The sequence below is a fragment of the Nocardioides sp. genome (assembly GCF_031422975.1).
Lineage (GTDB): Bacteria > Actinomycetota > Actinomycetes > Propionibacteriales > Nocardioidaceae > Nocardioides.
In genome coordinates this window covers 1-13955 of the sequence record NZ_JANPEO010000371.1, presented here as the reverse complement: position 1 = coordinate 13955, position 13955 = coordinate 1, and the positions used below count along the sequence as shown (strand labels likewise).

The following is a 13955-nucleotide window of genomic DNA, read 5'->3' as shown; positions in this document are numbered from 1 at the left end:
ACCTCGGGATCACCGGTGCGCGCGGCGCGGTCGAGGTCTACCCGGGCGAAGCCGAGGTCGGCGGTCCGGTCGTCGGGGCGGTCGTCGGTCACGGGCCGAACCTATCGCCACCGCACCGCACACACGGCGGGAGTCAGTTGTTGCGGAACGCGTCCGCGGGGTAGACGCCGAGAACCTTGACCTCGGTGGTGAAGAACGCCAGCTCCTCGAGAGCGTTCCTCACCCCGGGGTCGTCGGGGTGGCCGTCGACCTCGGCCAGGAACTGGGTCGCGGTGAAGTGGCCGCCGACCATGTAGCTCTCCAGCTTGGTCATGTTCACACCGTTGGTGGCGAAGCCGCCGAGTGCCTTGTAGAGCGCGGCGGGCAGGTTGCGCACGTTGAAGATGAACGTCGTGACGATCTGTCCCGCGTCGCTGGACGCCTGCTCGAAGTCCCGGGACAAGACGATGAAGCGCGTCGTGTTGTGGTCCTCGTCCTCGATGTCGTTGCGCAGGATCTCGAGTCCGTAGATCTCGGCCGCCAGCGGCGGCGCGATCGCGGCCTGGGTGGGGTCCTGGGCCTCGGCGACCTCGCGGGCGGCGCCGGCGGTGTCGCCGGAGACGACGGCCTTGAGCCCCAGCTCGCGGATGACGCCGCGGCACTGGCCGAGCGCGTGCACGTGGCTGTGCACGGTCCGCAGTGTCGAGACGTCCGTGCCGGGGGTGACCATCAGCGCGAACTGGATGCGCAGGAACTTCTCCGCGACGATGTGCAGGTCGCTGGTGGGCAGGAAGTGGTGGATGTCCGCGACCCGGCCGGCGATCGAGTTGTCGATCGGGATCATCGCGAGGTCGGTGTCGCCGCTCTCCACCGCCGCGAAGACGTCCTCGAAGGACGCGCAGGCCACCGATTCCCAGTCCGGGTAGTGCTGCTGGCACACGAGGTGGGAGTTGGCTCCGGGCTCGCCCTGATAGGCGATCCGTCGGCGGGGGGAGGACGGGGAGGTGGTCACGCCTGCGATCTTTCCACGCGGGGCCGTGTCGCGAGCCTCGCGTCTCAGGCGTCAACCTAGGCTCGGCGGCGTGCTCATCGTTGCCGTTCTCGCCCTGGTCGTCGCGCTGGCCGCCCTCGTCCTGGCCGTGATCGGGCTGCGGCGTACGGCCTCGACCAAGCGGCCCACCGCCGACGCGCTGCCCCAGGACGTGCACGGGCTGCGGCAGGAGGTCGCCGCGCTCAAGGCGGAGGCCGTCGACTCGTTGCGCCACCTCTCGGTCGTGCGCTACGACGCCTTCGGCGACGTCGGCGGGCACCTGAGCTGGAGCATCGCGCTGCTCGACGATGCCGGGCACGGCGTGGTGCTCACCTCGATCCATGGCCGCAGCGATGCCCGCACCTACGCCAAGTCGATCACCGGCTGGGCGTGCGAGCAGCAGCTCTCCCCCGAGGAGGACGAGGCGATCGCGCACGCGCGAGCGTGAGTCCGCCCATCAGCCCACGGGAGTGAGCCGGAAGACCGGGATGTCGCGGGCGGTGCGCTCGGCGTACGTGGCGTAGTTGGGCCACACCTCGAGCATGTCCCGCCACGCGGCTGCGCGCTCGCCGCCCTCGAGCAGACTCGCGGCGACCTCGGTGTCGCGGCCGTGGAAGCCGACCTTGGCGATGTCGGCGGCAGCCAGGTTGGAGACCCAGTCCGGCGGTCTCGGCGCGCCCCAGTTGGAACCGGCCACCAGCCAGGAGCCGTCCCTCGGCACGCACAGCAGCGGCGTGGTGCGCACCCGCCCGGTCCTGCGCCCGGCGACGGTCAAGAAGAGCTCCGGCAGCCCGGCGAACGTGAGCAGCGTGATCCGTCCGCCCGTGAGCTGGCGCAGCAGCAGGTCGGTCCGCACGATGTGCGGGGCAACCCGGGGGAGCCAGGGCTGTGCGCCGATCGCCACCGCCAGCCACCGGGTCGGGTGGAGGTGCGAGGGTCGCCACACGGACGGGTACGGCGCAGGCATGGCCCGAACCTAGCGGCGTCGTCTAGCGCGGGACGCGGACCAGCAGTCGCCCGTGCACGCACTCCATGCGCAGCTCGCGACCGGGGCCGATCGAGTCACCGTCGAGCTGGCGGGGGGTGTCGCTGAACGCGCGGACGACGACCTTCGCGCCGCGGCGGCGGTCGATGAGCTCGTCGGTGGAGGAGCTCTTGGCCAGCACGCGGACCGCCAGCGGGATCCAGGACAGGAACCTCTTGGGGTGCAGGATCACCACGTCCAGCAGTCCGTCGTCGATCGAGGCATCGGGCAGCAGGGGCATCCCGGCCTGGAGGTAGCCCACGTTGCCGACCACGACGGTGCGGGCCCGGTGGATGCTCGGCTCGCCGTCATCGACGGTGAGCTCGATCTTGATCGCGGGGAACATCAGGGACCTCAGCCCCGAGATGACGTAGGCGATCCAGCCGATCTTCTGCTTGATGTCGTCGTTGACGCCGTCCATGATCGCGGCGTCGAAGCCCATGCCGGCCATCACCATGAAGTGCGTGGGCTCGATGCCGTCACCACTCACGTCGACGAGGTCGATCGCGCGGTCCTGGCCGTTGAGGGCGACGTCGATCGCGGACCGGAGGTAGAGCGGGATGTCGAGGTTGCGGGCCAGCAGGTTGCCGGTGCCCGCCGGGATGATGCCGACCGGAATGCCGGTGCCGGCGAGCTCGGCGCACACCTCGCGCACGGTGCCGTCGCCGCCGCAGACGAGCACGAGATCGGCGCCGTCGACCGAAGCCTTCTCGGCCATCCCACCGCCCGGGTCCTCGATGGTCGTGTAGTGCCAGGTCGGTTCCGACCAGCCGGACTCGACCGCCATCGCGTTCACGATCGTGCGGAACTGACCGGTGTCCTCGACCTTGATCGGGTTCAGCACCACCGCCAGGCGGCGCTCGGAGGTGAAGACCTCACTGAGCGGCTCGATCTTCTCGGCGTGGGAGCGGGGCAGCGGGTTGTACAAGGCCAGCCACGCTATCGCGCACGAGGCGCCGAGCAGGATGCCGCCGAGGGTGTCGGTGGGGTAGTGCCGCCCGAGCAGGATCCGGTCGAGGCTGACGACCACGACCAGCAGCGCGATCGCGATGAAGGCGATGCGACGGTAGTTCAGGCGACGTACGAGCATGACCACCAGCAGCACGAGGATGCAGGCCATCGCTGCCACCGAGGAGGCGTGGCCCGACGGGAACGACTTGCTCGAGAGCAAGTTGGTCGGGTCCTGCCAGTCGGGCCGGTCACGGCCGAGCCAGATCTTCACGCCGGTCGTGACCAGCGAGGTGCTGGTCATCACCAGCACCGCGTAGATGGCGGCCCGCCGCTGCCTGCTGAAGGCGAGCCCGGCCGCGACCACCGCGGTGATGACTGTCATGCCCACGGTGCCGAAGGCAGACTCGATCACGCGGAGCAGCGCCAGGAGACTCGTGTGACCGTCGGCCCAGTCCTCGGCGTCGCGGCCCCAGGTGTCGAGGCCCGCGAGCGGATAGCGCTCGACCTGGGTCACCACGAAGGCGAGGACGCCGAACAAGGTGGCGAGGACGGCTGCCCAGGCAAGGACGACGGAACGAGGACGGTCGAGCACCGGCACAGTATGCCGGGTGCGGTTCCGCCCCCCTCGCGACTAGCCTGCACCGTGTGACCTCACCCCACCACGAGCCTCGCTGCGCTGCCCTCGCCGCAGGGACCCCCACATGATCGACGCCCGCCTGCTCCGAGACGACCCCGACCGCATCCGCGCCGCCCAGGTGAAGCGGGGGCTGTCTCCCGACGTGGTCGACCGAGCGCTCGCCGCGGACGAGTCCCGCCGCAGCGCGATCGCGACCTACGAGGCCAGGCGCGCCGAGCAGAAGTCGCTGGGCAAGCAGGTCGCCCAGGCCCAGGGCGAGGAGAAGGCCGAGCTGCTCGCCCGCACCAAGGCGCTGTCCGCGGAGGTCAAGGACCTCGAGGTCACCCAGGCCGCCGCGGAGGCGGAATGGGACGAGGCGCTCAAGTCGATCCCCAACCCGGCCGCCGACGAGTCGCCCGCCGGCGGCGAGGACGACTTCGTCGTGCTGGAGCATGTCGGGACGCCGCGGGAGTTCGACTTCGAGCCGCGCGACCACATCGAGCTCGGCCGCCTGCTCGGCGCCATCGACCTCGAGCGCGGCGCCAAGGTCTCGGGCTCGCGCTTCTACTTCCTGACCGGCATCGGCGCCCAGCTCGAGCTGGCGCTGGTCAACATGGCGATGGACCAGGCCCGCAACGCCGGCTTCACGCAGGTGATCGCCCCGTCGCTGGTCAAGCCGCGCGCCATGGAGGGCACCGGCTTCCTCGGCCAGGCCGCCGACGACGTCTACCGCATCGAGGGCGAGGACCTCTATCTCGTGGGCACCTCCGAGGTGCCGATGGCGGCCTATCACAGCGACGAGATCCTCGACGCCGACAAGCTGCCGTTGCGCTACGCCGCGTTCAGCCCCTGCTTCCGCAAGGAGGCCGGCTCGCACGGCAAGGACACCAAGGGGATCATCCGCGTCCATTGGTTCGACAAGGTCGAGATGTTCGTCCTGACGACGCTCGAGGAGTCCTATGCCGAGCACCAGCGGCTGCTCGAGTGGGAGAAGGAGTTCCTGGACAAGCTCGAGCTCGCCTACCGCGTGATCGACGTGGCCGCCGGTGACCTCGGCCTGAGCGCCCAGCGCAAGTTCGACTGCGAGGTGTGGATCCCCACCCAGGGCAAGTTCCGCGAGCTCACGTCGACGTCCAACTGCACCGACTTCCAGAGCCGTCGCCTCGACATCCGCCAGCGCGGCGCGTCGGGCAACATCCCGGTCGCGACCCTCAACGGGACGTTGACCGCGATCACCCGCACTATCGTGGCGATCTTGGAGACGCACCAGCAAGCGGACGGATCGGTGCGGGTGCCCGATGCCCTGCGGCCCTATCTCGGGGGCCTCGAGACGTTGACGCCACTTTCGTGACCGGCGCAGAGCGCCCTCCTCAGCCTCCGAGGGACTGGCAGCCGCGACTCGTCGCGCTCGACATCGACGGCACTCTGCTCGCGTGGATCGAGGGTGCCGGCCAGACCAGTGAGCTGATCACCCCCGCAACGCATGCCGCAGTCCACCGCGCCATCGAAGCCGGCGCGCACATCGTGCTCGCGAGCGGCCGCTCGCCGCACGGCATGGACAAGGTCGCCGACCTGCTCGACCTCCCGGCGGTCGCCGAGGACCCGATCTGGGTGGTCGCGTCCAACGGTGCGGTGATCTTCCGCTACCCCCCGCTCGAGGTCGTCCACGAGGAGACCTTCGACGCGCGCCGGGCAGTCGAGGAGGTGCTGGAGCACCACCCCGACGCGCTGGTCGCCGTCGAGGAGCGCGGCATCGGCTATCGCGTCAACCGGCACTTCCCCGAGGGTGAGCTCTCCGGCGAGATGATCATCACCGACGTCGACGACATCGTCGCCGGCCCGGTCAGCCGCGTGATCATCCGGGATCCGGAGGCCTCCGCCGACGACTTCGTCGAGCTCGCCGCCCGGCTTGGCCTGCACGGCACCGACTACGTGGTCGGCTGGACCGCGTGGCTCGACCTCTCGCCGGTCGGCGTCTCCAAGGCGAGCGGGCTGCAGATCGTCTGCGACAAGCTCGGCATCGACGCCGCCGACGTGCTCGCCATCGGGGACGGTCGCAACGACATCGAGATGCTCGGCTGGGCCGGCCGCGGGGTCGCGATGGGCCAATCCGTCGAGGAGGTCCGTGCCGCTGCCGACGACGTGACCGGCACGGTCGACGAGGACGGCCTGGCGCAGGAGCTGTCCCGGTGGTTTCCGTGAGCCTGCCGCCGACGGTGACGACCGAACGGCTGACGCTCGACCTGTTCACCGCCGAGGAGGCTGCGCTGATGCTCGCCGGCGGTCGCGACCCGCGCTGGCACCCCGACTACCCGCGCCCAGACGACCGCGATGCCGCCTCGATGGCGCGCGGCGCCGACCCGTGGGGGCCGCGGCACATCACCCGCACGTTCGACGGGCTCGTCTTCGGTTCCATCGGCTTCTACGGTCCGCCGACCCCTTCGTCCGATGACGTGGAGGAGGTCGAGATCGGCTACGGGCTGGTCTCCGATGCGCGTGGCCGCGGTGTGGCCACCGAGGCGGTACGCGCGCTGCTGGCGCTGACCGACGCGGTCGGCGTACGCGTGCGGGCGTCCGTCTCGCCCGAGAACTCCGCCAGCCTCCGGGTGCTCGCCAAGTGCGGCTTCACCGAGCTGCGCGGCGGCAACGAGGACGGCGAGCTCGTGATGGCCCGACCGCTGAGGGCGCCGGCGTGAGGCCACGCCTCGTCGCCACCGACCTCGACGGCACCCTGCTCCACACCGACGGCACCGTGACGGATCGGACCCGCGCCGTCCTCACGGCCCTCGACGAGCTCGGTGTGCCCGTCGTCTTCACGACCGGGCGGCCCATCCGCTGGATGGAGACGTTGTGGGCCGACGTCGGGGGGCACGGGCTGGCGATCTGCAGCAACGGCGGGATCGTCTACGACGTGGCCGCGCACGAGGTGGCGCGTGCCCTCACCATCGACGTCGACACCCTGGTCGCGGTCGGGAGACTGCTCCGGCAGGCAATCCCGGGGACCACGTTCGCCCTCGAGAAGACGACCGGCTTCGCCCGCGAGGAGGCCTTCATGCCTCGCCTCAACGTCAACGCCACGCGCGACATCCCGCTGGGTGATCTCGAGTCGATCGCCGACGAGACCGTCGTCAAGCTGCTGGCGCGGCACGAGGACATCGCCCCGGAGACCTTCTGGGACCGGGCCGAGGAGGTCATCGGCCACCTCGTCACCACGACCTGGTCGTCGGTGGGCACTCTCGTCGAGATGAGTGCGGTCGGCGTCACCAAGGCCACGACCCTGGCAACACTCGCGGCCGAGATGGGCATCAGCGCCGACCAGGTGATCGCCTTCGGCGACATGCCCAACGACCTGCCGTTGCTGGCGTGGGCCGGGACGTCGTACGCCATGGCCAACGCGCACCCGGACGTGCTCGCGCTCGCCGACCACGTCGCGCCGCGCAACGACGAGGACGGCGTGGCCGCGGTGCTGACCGAGGTGTTCGACCTCTCGCTAGGCTGAGCCCATGTCGATGAGGGTTGTACGCGTGCTGATCGCTGCGTTGCTGGCGATGTCCGGGCTCGTGCTCGCGACCGCCGCTCCTGCCTTCGCCTGCAAGTGCCAGGTGGCCGACGTGGACCGGCAGGCACAGCGTGCCGACGCCGTCTTCATCGCCACGGTCGACGGGGTCACCGCGGTCGGGCAGAAGTTTGAGTACGCCGTCACGGCCACCCACTCCTACAAGGGCACGGTCGACCGGGACACCACCATCACCTCCAACCAGGCCACCACGGCCTGCGGTCTCGGCGAGCTCAAGGTCGGCACCGACTACGTGTTCCTCGTGACGGGCGACAGCCCGCCCTACACCGCCACGAGCTGTGGTGGGTCCGGGCCGGCCAACATCGGCCGGGTCACCGAGATCGAGAAGACGCTCGGCGCCGGCGAGGACGTCGCCCGGCCTGCTCCGCCCGCGCCGACGATGACCAAGGTCGAAGAGGCAACCCCCGCCTCGGTCTCGCGGCTCGCGGCACCCGGCGGCGCGCTCGTGCTGGTCGGGCTCCTCGGACTGCTCGTCGTGGGACGACTGGCACGCAGGTGAGAGTGGTGGCCCGGCGGCTCGCCGGGTTGGTCGTGCTCCTCGCAGCGACCACTGGCGCCGTGCAGTTGAGCGCAGGGCCGGCTGCCGCCTCGTGCGTCGAACCCTCCGCCGACTTCCTCGACACCAGCGACGTGGCCCTCTCGGGCGTGGTGGCCGATCGGCGGGAGTCCGGCGACGACGTGATCACGACAGTGCGGGTCGACCGGGTGTTCAAGGGGGACGTGACGCGGCGGGTCGACGTCGTGAGCCCAGGGGACGAGGTGACGTCTGCGATGACGGCGTCCCCCGGCGACCGGCTGATCGTCTTCGGCCAGATGGACGCCGGTGAAGTGACGAGCAACGGGTGCCTGACCGTGACGGCCCCCGGGGATTACTACGGCGAGATCCTCGACCAGCTGGGCGAGGGCACCGCGCCGAAGGCGGGCTACCTGCAGGCCGAGCGTCGCACCCTAGGGCTCAGCTACGAGCAGTTCTCCGCCGCGCGCGCGGTCTTCGGCGCCCTCGTGCTGATCGCCATGGGCTACTTCCTGGTCCGCGGGTGGCGCGCACGCCGGCGTACGACCTGAACTTCCACTCGCTCGGGTGGAAGTTCCGGACGAGGCGCGGCGGCGCATGACCTAGCAGGCTCGCCCTCAACGTCCGACACGGCGGCGGCCGGGACGTCGGACATCAGCTGGGACGTCCGACGATGTGGCTGCCCCGACGACCAGTACGTCGGACGTCCCGCTCGACGTCCGACGAGGGGGCCGCCGCAACGTCGGACGCGCGGCGGCGTACGACCTAGAGGTACATCCCGCTGGAGCCCGGCTCCGCCGCATCCCGGGTGGGCATGGTCGGCATCCCCTGCGGCTGACCCTGCTCTCCGTGCTGGGGAGCCATGCCGGGCAACGCCTTGCGCATCTGCTCCAGCTGACCGCGGGCGGCCATCTGCTGGGCATAGATGGCGGTCTGGATGCCGTGGAAGAGCCCCTCGAGCCAGCTGACGAGCTGGGCCTGTGCGATCCGCAGCTCACTCTCCGAGGGGATGCCCTCCTCGGTGAAGGGCAGTGAGAGCCGGTCGAGCTCCTCGACCAGCTCGGGCGCGAGGCCGGCCTCGAGCTCCTTGATCGACGCCGGGTGGATCTCCTTGTGGCGGTTGCGGCTGGCCTCGTCGAGCGGCGCGGCCTTCACCTCTTCGAGCAGCTGGCGGATCATCGAACCGATCCGCATCACCTTGGCCGGCTGCTCGACCAGCTCGGTGATGTGGCGCTCTCCCTCGCGGTCGTCGTCGTCGGCGGAGACCGTCGGCAGCGCGCTCTTCGGGATCGTGCCGACCGGCTGGCCGTCCGGGCCAACGATCACGATCTGCTCCTCGCCGGAACCCCCGCCTGCCTGCTGTTCATTCATGGGCACCACCCTATGACCCGGCCGGGCATGCGCTCAGAGCGTCAGCACGATCTTGCCGATGTGGCCGCTGTCCTCCATCAGGCGATGGGCGGTGGCGACCTCCTCGAGCGGCAGCCGGTCGTGGACGACGGGCACCACGGCACCCTCGGCGACGAGCGGCCAGACGTGCTCGACGACCTCTGCGCAGATGGCTGCCTTCTCCTCGGCGGGTCGGGCGCGCAGGGTGGTCGCGATGACTGCGGCACGCTTGCGCAGCAGGGCGCTGATGTCAAGCTCGGCCTTGACGCCGCCCTGCATGCCGATGATCACCAGCCGTCCCGACGTGGCGAGCGCGTCGATGTTGCGGGCGAGATACTTCGCACCCATGTTGTCGAGGATGACGTCGGCCCCACCATGGGCCTTCAACACCTCGACGAAGTCCTCGTCGCGGTAGTTGATCGTCACGTCCGCGCCGAGGTCGGCGCAGATCGCCAGCTTCTCCGCCGATCCGGCGGTGGTGAAGACCTTCGCCGACAGCGCCGTGGCCAGCTGGATCGCCATCGTGCCGATGCCACCCGCGCCGCCGTGGACAAGGAACGTCTCGCCTGGCTGCAGGCCGGCGACCATGAAGACGTTGGACCACACGGTGCACGCGACCTCGGGCAGCGCCGCGGCGTCGACCAACGACACTCCGTCCGGCACGGGCATCAGCTGGCCGGCGGGGACGGCCACGCGGGCGGCGTACCCACCGCCGGTCAGCAGTGCGCACACCTCGTCACCGACGGACCAGCCGTCGGCCTCCGAGCCGACATCGGGTCCGAGCTCGGCGATCGTGCCGCTGCACTCGAGGCCGATGATCTCGGAGTTGCCCGGCGGGACCGGATAGAGCCCCATCCGTTGCAGGGTGTCGGCGCGATTGACGGCCGTCGCGGCGACGTCGACGAGCACCTCCCCGGGGCGGAGGGTGGGCTCGGGAACCTCACCGACGGACAGGACTTCAGGGCCTCCGGCGCCGGAGGCGATGACCGCTCGCATGGGGGCTATTCGTCCTCGTCGTCGTCGAAGTGCTCGCCGGTGTGGTCGACCCCGGAGTCGTCGGGCACCGGATCGTCGATGTCGTCGGGGTCGGGAGCGTCGGCCGGCCGGTCCCAGTGGTCCGACAGGAGCTGGGCCTTGGCGGCCAGCGCCTCCACCGCCTCCGGGTTGGCGCCGGTGGAGCCGGCCGCGAAGCCCAGGAGGTAGGTCGTGATCGGGGCCGCCGTCTTCTGCACGTTGGTTGCCGCTGCGCGAGCCAGGTCGAGGAGGAGGCCTTCGTCGACCTCGGTCTCGACATCGAGTACGTCGCAGAGCTCATCGATCCAGTCGTGGAGGTTCACCCCTCCAATCTGTCGTCTACACCGGTCGCGCCGCAAGTGGCGCGCTCTGTGCTCACGCGTCCAGATCGCGCAGGTCGGTCCAGGTGTCGATGTCCTGGGCCTCGTCACCGACGGCCCCGACCCGGGCGAGATCGAGGTCGGCGAGCAGGCTGCGCATCGACATGCCGTGCTGCCCCTCGAGGTCGGGCCGGACGCGGCGCAGGGCGTCGGCGCTCAGCACACCGCACAGCGCTCGACGCCCCGCCGGGTCGTGGAGGAACGCCCCGTCGTGGCCCGCCGCCGCCTCTCGGAGGCGGCGGAAGGTGTGCGCCGACACGCGTGGCATGTCCACGGCGAGCACACCGATCAGCAGCGGGGGCCGCAACAACACGTCGACGCCGGTGAGCAGGCCGGCCACCGGGCCACCCAGGGGCGGATCCTCCCGGGTGAAGGTCACCGGCCGGGTGGTCCGCACGGTGCGCGGACCGACGACGACCACCTCGTCGGCGTCGAGGAAGGCGTCGAGACAGATCTCCAACAGGGTCCGTCCGCCGAGCTCGATGCTCGACTTGTCGATCCCGTCCATGCGCACCGCGGTGCCGCCGGCGAGGAGCACACCGCTGAAGCCGGCCGCCCCCAGGTCGAAGTTCATGCCCGGAGTCTCCCAGTGCGGACGCCGGGCTGGCAGTCTGGGGGCGTGACCTCCCATCAGCTCCGCGTCCGACTCGTGCAGTGGGCCAGCGACCTCGACCCGGCCGTCAACCGGGCCCGGCTCGCCGCGCTGCCCGCCGACGGCGAGCCCGACCTGGTCGTGCTGCCCGAGGCGTTCGCGCGGGAGTTCGGCGACCCGTCCGAACCGCTCGGTTCGTACGCCGAAACGCTGGAGGGCCCCTTCGCGCAGGCCGTCGACGCGCTGGCCGCCCGGCTGGGCACCACCGTCGTGGCCGGCATGTTCGAGACGAGCAACGACCCGGAGCGACCGTTCAACACGCTGCTCGTCCGCGGTGCCGTCCAGGCGAGCTATCGCAAGATCCACCTCTACGACTCGTTCGGCTTCCGTGAGTCCGACCGGTTGCTCGCGGGAGACATCACGCCCCGCGTGGTGGACGTCGCGGGTTTCCGGGTGGGCCTGATGACGTGTTACGACCTGCGCTTCCCCGAGCTCGCCCGCCTGCTCGTCGACGAAGGTGCCCAGGCCCTGGTCGTCCCTGCCGCGTGGGTCGCCGGCGACCGGAAGGTCGACCACTGGCGCACCCTCGTGCGGGCCCGAGCCATCGAGAACACCGTTCACGTGGTCGCGGTCGGCCAGCCCGGTCCGCGCTACTGCGGGCACTCGATGGTCGTCGATCCGCTCGGCGACGTGCTCGTGGAGGCGGGGCCGGACGAGACGGTCGTCGATGCCGTGCTCGAACGCGCGGTGCTGGACGAGGCGCGGCGTACCAATCCCTCACTCGCCAACCGGCGACTGTAGCCTCGTCGCCGTGTCCGCGTCCCCTGAAGGCCCAGCGAAGGGCTCGGCCAAGGGGCGTCGCATCGCGGAGAAGCCCGCGAGACAACGGCGTCCCCCGAAGCCGGCGAAGGTTCCGAAGCCTCCCCGCGAGCGGGTGGCCGCGGAACCTGCGTTCGTGAGGCCCCGCCGCGTGCCGTCGCTGAGTGCGGCGGCGGCCGGCGTGGCGATGCTGGTCGCCGGGCTGGTCGCGCTCGGCTGTGCCGTGGCCGGCATCGGACCGCACTGGGTCGACGGAGCCGGCGCGATCGCCGTGGCCACCGTCCTCTCCGCGGCGTTGGCCCACCGGACCGGTGGACGACCCCTCATCGCACTCCTGCTCGCGGGGGGCATCGGTCTGGCCGCCGTCGTCGTCGGCGGCCCCACCTTGCAGACGGGTGCGGCCGTGCTGACCGTGGTTGTCGGCGGCGTCTATGCCGTGATGGCCACGGTGCCGGCCGTCAGCTTCTGGCTCGCCGCACGTGAGGCGCTGATCGCGACCGTCGTCTCGGGGTTCACGGCGCTGGCCGCGGTCGGCTTCGAGCCCACGATCACCGAGCCGCGCTTCGACTATGCCTCGACCCTGCTCGCCCTCGTCCTCATGTTCGCGCTGGTCTACCGCCTCGGCGCCGGTATCCACGGTCTCGGCCGACGCGGCCTGATCTCGGTGCTCGTCGGCGTCGCGGTGCTCGTGCTCACGCTGGCCTACGGCGAGCTCCTTCGTCGGTACGGCGTGGGGTCGGTGGTCGCCTCCGCGCTCGACTTCGCCGCCTGGACCACCGACCGGATCGGCGCGTTCCCTCGGCCGCTGGTCGTGTTCCTGGGCATCCCCGCCCTGCTCTGGGGCTGCTTCCAGCGTGCCCGTCGCCGACAGGGATGGTGGGTGTGCGCCTTCGGCGTGACCGCCACCGTGCCGATGGCGCAGGGCCTGCTCGAGCCGGACGGATCCTTCCTCGAGGCCGGGCTCCGCGGCATCTACTCCCTCGTGCTCGGGCTGCTCGTCGGTTATCTCCTCGTCCGCCTGGACCTGGCCCTCACCGCGCCCCGCGGTCGCCGCGGCCGGCGCGCCGAGGAGGCCGACGCCCACCGGCCGGAGCCCTCGCGCTTCGCGGAACTCTGAGGTGGGGTCGCGTCACGCGACTCCGGCCAGCTTCGTGGAGCACTTCGTACGCCGCGGTAACCACTAGCGTCGCGAACATGGCCCGTACGCAGTCGACCGAGATCCTCGCCGAGATGGTTGCCAATGTCCTCAGCGTCGACTGCGAGGTCGGCGACACCATCGGCGCCGGCGACACCGTCGTCCTGCTCGAGTCGATGAAGATGGAGATCCCGGTGCTGGCCGAGCGCCCCGGCCGGGTCACGGCCATCAAGGTCGCCGTCGGCGACGTCGTCCAGGAGGGCGACCCGCTGATCGCGCTCGACCTACTCTGACGCGCCCACAGCCCGAGCGGCTCCGCGCTCGATCACCCTTCGGGGTGCCCGAAATGCGCGACAGCCGGACCCTGAGGATCCGGCTGTCGGTTGGCGGTGGCGGTGGGATTTGAAGCGGCCGCCAAGGCGTCTGGACTGGTCTGGACTTTCGCGGCCAGAACATCTCTTTACCGCTCTGACCTGGGACGATGTCACCAACTCGACTGTTGGGCTGTGAACACGAGTGGACTCAAGTGTGTTTAGATCTGGCACGTAAGTGGCACGTAAGTGGCACGTATCTGGCACGACGAGGCGGGCGACATGGCGACGAGGCGAAGCAGCAAACGGGGTTTCGGCAGCATCAGGAAGCTCCCGAGCGGGCGCTTCCAGGCGCGCTACTCCAGCCCCTCCGGGCAGACCGTGACCGCCCCCGCGACGTTCACCGCACGCATGGACGCAGAGGCCTGGCTAGCGGCCGAGCGGCGCCAGGTGGAGGCGCCAGAGACTTGGGTGCCGCCGAAGACGCGGCTCGAGATGGCTCAACGGGCGGCCCAAGTGGATCCACTGCCGAAGTTCCGTGAATACGCGGAAGCCTGGATCGCATCGAGGCGCAACAGCAAGGGCGAGCAACTACGGCCGACCACCCGGGACAAGTACCTCTCG

17 protein-coding genes and 1 pseudogene are annotated in these 13955 nt (G+C 70.6%); 11 read left to right on the top strand and 7 right to left on the bottom strand.

The features are described 5' to 3' along the window. Nucleotides 1-133 precede the first annotated feature (133 nt). Complete coding sequence (locus RMO85_RS11235) at nt 134-991, bottom strand: prephenate dehydratase (protein ID WP_310528811.1); 858 nt, start codon at nt 989-991, stop codon at nt 134-136. 70 nt (nt 992-1061) lie between these two features. Here RMO85_RS11235 and RMO85_RS11230 point away from each other — a divergent pair, with 70 nt between their 5' ends. Beyond that, nucleotides 1062-1457: a DUF4446 family protein gene (locus RMO85_RS11230; RefSeq protein WP_310528810.1), complete on the top strand. Its 396-nt coding sequence runs from the start codon at nt 1062-1064 to the stop codon at nt 1455-1457. A gap of 9 nt (nt 1458-1466) precedes the next feature. Here RMO85_RS11230 and RMO85_RS11225 read toward each other — a convergent pair whose 3' ends face one another. Together RMO85_RS11225 and RMO85_RS11220 are read right to left on the bottom strand one after the other, a co-directional pair. Beyond that, nucleotides 1467-1976 (bottom strand): nitroreductase family deazaflavin-dependent oxidoreductase, encoded by a 510-nt coding sequence (locus tag RMO85_RS11225; RefSeq protein ID WP_310528809.1) that lies wholly within the window; start codon nt 1974-1976, stop codon nt 1467-1469. Between the two features lie 22 nt (nt 1977-1998). Then, nucleotides 1999-3576 carry a diacylglycerol kinase family protein gene (locus RMO85_RS11220; protein WP_310528808.1) on the bottom strand — a complete coding sequence of 526 codons (1578 nt, stop codon included), beginning with the start codon at nt 3574-3576 and terminating at the stop codon, nt 1999-2001. Nucleotides 3577-3685: 109 nt separating this feature from the next. On the opposite strand from RMO85_RS11220, the gene serS reads away from it, so the two are divergent. Genes serS through RMO85_RS11190 form a run of 6 tightly spaced genes read left to right on the top strand, consistent with a single transcriptional unit; the run spans nt 3686 to nt 8242 of the window. Next, a complete protein-coding gene (gene serS / locus RMO85_RS11215; RefSeq protein ID WP_310528807.1) occupies nt 3686-4951 on the top strand; it encodes a serine--tRNA ligase in 1266 nt (421 codons plus the stop codon). Further along, nucleotides 4948-5802, top strand: a complete 855-nt coding sequence (locus RMO85_RS11210) for an HAD family hydrolase (RefSeq protein ID WP_310528806.1) — start codon at nt 4948-4950, stop codon at nt 5800-5802. Before serS ends, RMO85_RS11210 begins: the two co-directional genes overlap by 4 nt. Next, nucleotides 5790-6296 (top strand): GNAT family N-acetyltransferase, encoded by a 507-nt coding sequence (locus RMO85_RS11205; RefSeq protein WP_310528805.1) that lies wholly within the window; start codon nt 5790-5792, stop codon nt 6294-6296. The genes RMO85_RS11210 and RMO85_RS11205 overlap by 13 nt, the downstream gene beginning before the upstream one ends. Further along, on the top strand, nt 6293-7099 hold the full coding sequence (locus RMO85_RS11200) for an HAD family hydrolase (protein WP_310528804.1): 807 nt from the start codon (nt 6293-6295) through the stop codon (nt 7097-7099). Before RMO85_RS11205 ends, RMO85_RS11200 begins: the two co-directional genes overlap by 4 nt. Nucleotides 7100-7103: 4 nt before the next feature. Continuing rightward, nucleotides 7104-7676, top strand: coding sequence for a hypothetical protein (locus RMO85_RS11195; RefSeq protein WP_310528803.1), 573 nt, complete (start codon nt 7104-7106; stop codon nt 7674-7676). Between the two features lie 5 nt (nt 7677-7681). Further along, on the top strand, nt 7682-8242 hold the full coding sequence (locus RMO85_RS11190; protein ID WP_310528802.1) for a hypothetical protein: 561 nt from the start codon (nt 7682-7684) through the stop codon (nt 8240-8242). 214 nt (nt 8243-8456) lie between these two features. Here the strand turns inward: RMO85_RS11190 and RMO85_RS11185 are convergent, their stop codons facing one another. From RMO85_RS11185 to RMO85_RS11170, 4 genes are read right to left on the bottom strand one after another with little or no spacing between them, the layout of a single operon-like run. Then, nucleotides 8457-9062, bottom strand: coding sequence for a bacterial proteasome activator family protein (locus tag RMO85_RS11185; protein WP_310528801.1), 606 nt, complete (start codon nt 9060-9062; stop codon nt 8457-8459). A 33-nt stretch (nt 9063-9095) separates the two neighbouring features. Continuing rightward, a complete protein-coding gene (locus RMO85_RS11180) occupies nt 9096-10076 on the bottom strand; it encodes an NAD(P)H-quinone oxidoreductase (protein WP_310528800.1) in 981 nt (326 codons plus the stop codon). A gap of 5 nt (nt 10077-10081) precedes the next feature. Further along, nucleotides 10082-10417 carry a DUF6457 domain-containing protein gene (locus tag RMO85_RS11175; protein ID WP_310528799.1) on the bottom strand — a complete coding sequence of 112 codons (336 nt, stop codon included), beginning with the start codon at nt 10415-10417 and terminating at the stop codon, nt 10082-10084. Nucleotides 10418-10469: 52 nt separating this feature from the next. Then, nucleotides 10470-11048 (bottom strand): NTP transferase domain-containing protein, encoded by a 579-nt coding sequence (locus RMO85_RS11170; protein ID WP_310528798.1) that lies wholly within the window; start codon nt 11046-11048, stop codon nt 10470-10472. A 45-nt stretch (nt 11049-11093) separates the two neighbouring features. On the opposite strand from RMO85_RS11170, the gene RMO85_RS11165 reads away from it, so the two are divergent. From RMO85_RS11165 to RMO85_RS11150, 4 genes and pseudogenes are all read left to right on the top strand, one after another. After that, nucleotides 11094-11867, top strand: coding sequence for a carbon-nitrogen hydrolase family protein (locus RMO85_RS11165; RefSeq protein WP_310528797.1), 774 nt, complete (start codon nt 11094-11096; stop codon nt 11865-11867). A gap of 154 nt (nt 11868-12021) precedes the next feature. Next, nucleotides 12022-13002 (top strand): hypothetical protein, encoded by a 981-nt coding sequence (locus RMO85_RS11160; protein ID WP_310528796.1) that lies wholly within the window; start codon nt 12022-12024, stop codon nt 13000-13002. A 77-nt stretch (nt 13003-13079) separates the two neighbouring features. Continuing rightward, complete coding sequence (locus RMO85_RS11155; protein ID WP_310528795.1) at nt 13080-13313, top strand: biotin/lipoyl-binding carrier protein; 234 nt, start codon at nt 13080-13082, stop codon at nt 13311-13313. A gap of 267 nt (nt 13314-13580) precedes the next feature. Beyond that, nucleotides 13581-13955, top strand: a pseudogene (locus RMO85_RS11150) (hypothetical protein); the annotation flags it as partial.

Coding starts and splice junctions, on each gene's coding strand:
- RMO85_RS11225 (WP_310528809.1), bottom strand. CDS start 1,976: ATGCCTGCGCCGTACCCGTCCGTGTGGCGACCCTCGCACCTCCACCCG.
- serS (WP_310528807.1), top strand. CDS start 3,686: ATGATCGACGCCCGCCTGCTCCGAGACGACCCCGACCGCATCCGCGCC.
- RMO85_RS11195 (WP_310528803.1), top strand. CDS start 7,104: ATGTCGATGAGGGTTGTACGCGTGCTGATCGCTGCGTTGCTGGCGATG.
- RMO85_RS11185 (WP_310528801.1), bottom strand. CDS start 9,062: ATGAATGAACAGCAGGCAGGCGGGGGTTCCGGCGAGGAGCAGATCGTG.
- RMO85_RS11180 (WP_310528800.1), bottom strand. CDS start 10,076: ATGCGAGCGGTCATCGCCTCCGGCGCCGGAGGCCCTGAAGTCCTGTCC.
- RMO85_RS11170 (WP_310528798.1), bottom strand. CDS start 11,048: ATGAACTTCGACCTGGGGGCGGCCGGCTTCAGCGGTGTGCTCCTCGCC.
- RMO85_RS11155 (WP_310528795.1), top strand. CDS start 13,080: ATGGCCCGTACGCAGTCGACCGAGATCCTCGCCGAGATGGTTGCCAAT.